The organism is Methylophaga sp. UBA1464 (assembly GCF_002325665.1).
Lineage (GTDB): Bacteria > Pseudomonadota > Gammaproteobacteria > Nitrosococcales > Methylophagaceae > Methylophaga.
Genome location: NZ_DCSO01000071.1, coordinates 13552 through 18960 on the forward strand (window position 1 = coordinate 13552; position 5409 = coordinate 18960).

Consider the following 5409-nt stretch of genomic DNA (forward strand, 5'->3'; position numbering starts at 1 on the left):
AACTGGATTAATGACAAATTTTCGCCAAATTACCTTGATGATCAGACACTGGTTATTGCCGCAACAGATGACGAGAGTGTGAATCTTGAAGTGTATCAGGCGGCCAAGGCAAAAAAAATTCTGGCCAATGTGGCCGATCAACCTGAGATGTGTGATTTTATTCTGCCGTCAGTTTTGGATCGTTCACCCATCGTAGTCGCCATCTCCAGTGGTGGCCAATCACCTATTCTGGCCAGACAACTTCGCGCCAGGCTGGAAACACTTATCCCACCTGCTTACAGCAAGCTGGGCCTGCTGGTTGGCGAGTATCGCGAAAGGGTCAAAGCGAAGTTTACTCAGTTAAAGCAGCGTCGTCGTTTCTGGGAGGCCGTTTTACAGGGGCCGGTCGCCGATCACGTATTGGCCGGTCGTGATCAGTTAGCCATCAAAACTCTGGAAACATTAATTGAAGAGACCGCAGATCATGCCTTGCAGCAGGGTGAAGTCTATCTGGTCGGAGCCGGGCCCGGTGATCCTGATTTATTAACCTTTAAAGCCTTACGTTTAATGCAGCAGGCCGATGTGGTGTTTTACGATCGACTGGTCAGCAAGGAAGTGTTGGCTTTGGTGCGTAAAGAAGCCGAAATGATTTATGTCGGTAAGCAGCGTGCCTGGCATAGTAAACGTCAGGATGAAATCAATTTGTTACTGCTTGAGCATGCCCTGGCTGGAAAACGCGTATTACGATTGAAAGGTGGCGATCCGTTTATTTTTGGCCGCGGCGGCGAGGAAATTGCCACTTTAGCCGAGAAAAAGATTCCTTTCCAGGTAGTGCCGGGAATCACAGCCGCTTCAGGTGTTGCCTGTTACTCAGGTATCCCATTAACACATCGTGATTATTCGCAAAGCTGTGTGTTTGTTACCGGTCAATTAAAAGAAGGCGAGCTTGATCTGAATTGGCAGGCCTTAGTACAACCTCGGCAGACGGTAGTGGTTTATATGGGCCTGGCCGGGCTTGATATTCTTAGTCAACAGCTGCAGAAACATGGTATGCGCGCCGATATGCCAGCGGCGTTAGTTCAACAGGGTACTACCGAGAATCAAAAGGTATGGGTGAGTACGATCGCTGAACTTCCTGAGTTGGCAAAAAAACAACAACCTGTCGCACCTACGCTACTAATCATTGGTGAAGTCGTCCAACTGCATAATCAACTTTCCTGGTTTTCCCAATAAAATCAACAGATTAATCTTCCCGTATTGTTTTGGGAATTTTTCCTAATTCTATGTGTGAAACGCCATGCTAGCATCGCCATAGGCTTCATAGAAAGCTATTAAAAAAGTACTACAAAATATTAATCTGGGAGATTAAAAATGGCGATTCCATTTCGACGCAGCGTCCTGCCTGCGTTATTAGCAACGGCGTTAAGTCCCGGTTTCAGTCTAGCTGCTGAACCGGATCTGCAACTGGAAAACATCGAAGTCATCAGTCTCACACCATTACATGGTGTGGGACTGGAGGCTGATAAGATTCCAAGCAATGTTCAAACGGCTACAGCTGAAGATATCGAACGAAATCAGGCGTTGGATATTTCTGATTTTATGAATCAGACAATGGGTAGCATGAGTATCAACCATGCACAAAACAACCCGTTCCAACCTGATTTGAAATTCCGTGGCTTTACAGCCTCTCCATTAGTGGGTAATGCGCAGGGTATTTCTGTTTATCAGGATGGTGTCCGTATTAATGAACCTTTTGGTGATGCGGTTAATTTTGAATTATTACCAAAATCAGCTATTGCCAGTATGAATATGATGTCTGGTTCAAATCCATTATTCGGTTTGAATACATTGGGTGGTGCCTTATCGATTCAAACCAAAAATGGTTTTACCCATCCTGGACATAGTCTGGAAGCTTATACCGGTTCTTTCGGCCGTGATTCCGGGACTATAGAAAGTGGTGGCAGTGATGGTAACCTGGCTTATTTTGTGACCGGTTCCATTACCAAAGAAGATGGTTGGCGGGATTTTTCACCTTCCAGAGTTGAACAGTTCTTTTCCAACTTAAGCTATCGTAACGAAACCAGCAGTCTGGATTTTGGTATTACAGCCGTAGACAGTGATTTGAATGGCAATGGGGCTTCACCGATTGAACTGGTGAGAGAAGATCGTGAAGCGGTCTTTACTCATCCCGACAATACCAAAAATGAATTACGAATGTTTACCCTCAATGGTTCACATTGGGTAAATGACACCATGATGCTATCGGCCAACACTTATTATCGACGCAGTGATCGTTCTACCTTCAATGGTGATGGTTCAGAACTGGAAATTGATGGTGCCAATATTGTAGACGATGATGGTGAAGTGGTTACGCCGTTTGCACCTTTGGGTTTTGATGGCAGTGAAGAATTTATTGCATTAAACAATACCAGTAAGACTAAGCAGGACAGCTATGGCTTTGGTTTACAATCCACTTTTCTAGATGATTTGTTTGGACGTGAAAACCAGCTGATTGTGGGCGCTTCCTACGACAGATCAGATGTAAAACATGCTTCACAATCTGAAATCGCACAGTTTACCGATAGCCGTGGCACCGACGGCACCGGTTTTATTATCGATGAGGCAGTGGTTGATGGTGATATTGAAACGGATACCTTTAGTCTGTTCTTTACCAATACACATTCGTTGACTGAACGTTTGGATTTGACTGTTGGTGGCCGTTACAACTGGATCCAGATTGATATTTCCGGCACCAGCGAAGGCGGTGAACAGGACCTGAACGAAACGGGTAACAAGCATGTATTCAAACGCTTTAATCCGACGGTCGGTTTAACTTATGCTTTGCGGGACAACCTGACGGTATATGGTAACTACAGCGAATCAAATCGTGCGCCAACACCATCTGAGTTGACCTGTTCTGAAGAAAGCAGTCCTTGTTCTTATCCCAATGCATTTTTGGCTGATCCACCGTTGGATGATGTTGTTGCAAGAACTATCGAGGCTGGTTTCAGGGGACAGAATGGTTCAATCAATTGGAATACCGGAGTGTTTTATACTCAGCTGAAGGATGATTTATTTTTCTTCCCGGATGTTGAAGATGATGTGAGCGACCCACGTTTGACCTTGGGTAACTTCGATAATATCGATAAAACAGCACGTGCCGGTCTTGAATTAGGCGTGAATGGTCAGCAAGACAAGCTGCTATGGTTTGCCAACTATTCTTATGTTCGTGCAACGTTTGAAGATTCTTTCCTCTATGCTCGTGAAGTTGATGACGAGGTAGAAACCTTTGAAGTGAAAAAAGGTGATCGGCTGCCGGGAATTCCCGAACACAATATTAAAATTGGTGTCGATTATGCGTTTACACCGAAATTATCTTTAGGTGCAACGGCGTCTTATCACTCAAGTCAGTACTACCGTGGTGATGAAGCCAACGAAGACAAAAAAATCAGTGGCTATGGGCTGGTTAATCTGCACGGTCGTTACAAGCTGAACAAACATGTTCAGTTCTTTGCCAAAGTCGATAATCTGTTTGACAGTGAATATGAAAACTTTGGTTTATATGGCGAACCGGATGAAGCGCCAGGTCTGGACTTGGATGATCCGCGTTTTGTTGGTGCCGGTGCGCCAAGAGCTGGCTGGATTGGCTTTAAAGTTACACTTTAATTCAATCGTTTAGATAAGAAGAAAGGTCGCTATAGGCGGCCTTTCTTTTTTAATTTAATCAATAAACCGCATCGATAAATCTACAGCCTGCAAGTCTTTGGTTAATTGACCGACCGAAATTCTATCAACACCTGTTTCTGCAATGCCACGAATCGTATCCGTACTGACTCCACCAGAGGCTTCAAGAGCGACTTTGCCATTGGTAAAGCTGACGGCTTCTCGTAACATCGTTAACGAAAAATTATCCAGTAATACAATATCAGCAGCGGTATTAAGTGCCTGCTCAAGTTCATTCATGGATTCGACTTCAACTTCAACCGAGACATTGGGATGCAAGGCTTTGGCCTGGGCAACGGCTGCTGCAATAGATCCTGTGGCAAGGATGTGATTCTCTTTGATCAATATGGCGTCATACAAACCGAAACGATGGTTGACTCCGCCACCGCAACGAACAGCATATTTCTGTCCCAGTCTCAGGCCTGGCAGGGTTTTTCGGGTATCCAGCAGTTTGACCGGTAAATCCTGGACCAGGTCAGCATAGCGTTTGGTCTGAGTGGCCGTGCCGGAAAACGTCTGCAAAAAATTCATCGCGGTGCGTTCTCCGCTCAATAATGCCCGGGCATTTCCGGAAAGCTCACATATCACTGCATTTTCACGCAGCAAATCAGCATCCTTAAAAAACCAGTGGATTTGGATGTCTGGATCCAGCTGATTGAAGACTTCATTAAACCAATCCTGGCCACATAAAACAGCAGTCTGTCGACTGATTAATCTGGCTTTGGCTATTGCCCCGACCGGAATAAGATCCGCGGTGAGATCCTGTTGGCCAAGATCTTCTAATAAAGAGAGTTTGACCTGCGAGCTGATAAAGTTTGCCGGAATGAAATTGTGGATGGTCATAGTTTTGCGAGCTTCAGTTTAAACAGCCGATAGGGTAACTGTTAAAGCTCTGATAATCTATTCACAAACCCAAGTTGGAGCAAAAAGTGATTATTGACAGACAGAGTGGATGGCTTGATGCGGCAGAAATTTTACCTTCGCCAAATTATGATGATCGGCCAGATGAAACCGATATCAGCGGCATCATTATTCACAATATCAGTTTGCCTCCAGGCCTGTTCGGTGGGAGCTGGATTGCCGACTTGTTTCTGAACCAACTGGATCCCAATGCGCATCCTTATTTTGCAGAGATCGCTCATTTACGGGTGTCATCGCATTTACTGATAAGACGTGATGGTTTGATGCAGCAGTTTGTGCCATTTCATAAACGCGCCTGGCATGCAGGTGTGTCGTGCTGGGATGGGCGTGAAAAATGTAATGATTTTACAATAGGTATTGAACTGGAAGGTGATGATGAGACAACTTTTACTGAAATTCAATATTCGCAGCTGGCGGCAGTCAGCAAGGCTATTTTTGCTGCATATCCATTATTGTCCAGTGAGCGCATAACCGGCCATGAACATATCGCTCCTGGTCGTAAAACGGATCCGGGTCCTTATTTTGATTGGGCGCAGCTGAAGCAATTATTGCAGACATAAAAAAGCCGCCCGTGGGCGGCTTCAAAATGACTTCTAATAATGGTTACTGAGTGATTGCAATCAGCTCAATATCAAAAATCAATGTTTCGTTAGGGCCAATCATTTCACCGGCGCCTTGTGGGCCATAAGCCAGATTACCCGGAATGACCACACGCCATTTAGCACCTTCCTTCATCATTTGCAGAGCTTCCTGCCAACCTTGAATAACACCGTTAACAGGGAAAAG

At 45.1% G+C, this 5409-nt stretch carries 5 protein-coding genes; 3 read left to right on the plus strand and 2 right to left on the minus strand.

The window, feature by feature from the left end; all coding sequences use genetic code 11:
- Both cysG and B3O33_RS08465 read left to right on the plus strand, forming a co-directional pair.
- The coding region (gene cysG / locus B3O33_RS08460) for a siroheme synthase CysG (RefSeq protein ID WP_292363395.1) at positions 1 to 1212 on the plus strand (1212 nt) is incomplete at its 5' end.
- Between the two features lie 138 nt (positions 1213 to 1350).
- Positions 1351 to 3645, plus strand: a complete 2295-nt coding sequence (locus B3O33_RS08465) for a TonB-dependent receptor (protein WP_292363397.1) — start codon at positions 1351 to 1353, stop codon at positions 3643 to 3645.
- A gap of 54 nt (positions 3646 to 3699) precedes the next feature.
- Here B3O33_RS08465 and nadC read toward each other — a convergent pair whose 3' ends face one another.
- Positions 3700 to 4545, minus strand: coding sequence for a carboxylating nicotinate-nucleotide diphosphorylase (gene nadC, locus B3O33_RS08470; protein ID WP_292360000.1), 846 nt, complete (start codon positions 4543 to 4545; stop codon positions 3700 to 3702).
- An 86-nt stretch (positions 4546 to 4631) separates the two neighbouring features.
- Here nadC and ampD point away from each other — a divergent pair, with 86 nt between their 5' ends.
- Entirely contained in the window at positions 4632 to 5183 is a 552-nt protein-coding gene (ampD, locus tag B3O33_RS08475; RefSeq protein ID WP_292359998.1) for a 1,6-anhydro-N-acetylmuramyl-L-alanine amidase AmpD, read from the plus strand.
- A 43-nt stretch (positions 5184 to 5226) separates the two neighbouring features.
- On the opposite strand, the gene B3O33_RS08480 is transcribed toward ampD, so the two are convergent.
- The coding region (locus tag B3O33_RS08480; protein ID WP_292363399.1) for an FKBP-type peptidyl-prolyl cis-trans isomerase at positions 5227 to 5409 on the minus strand (183 nt) is incomplete at its 5' end.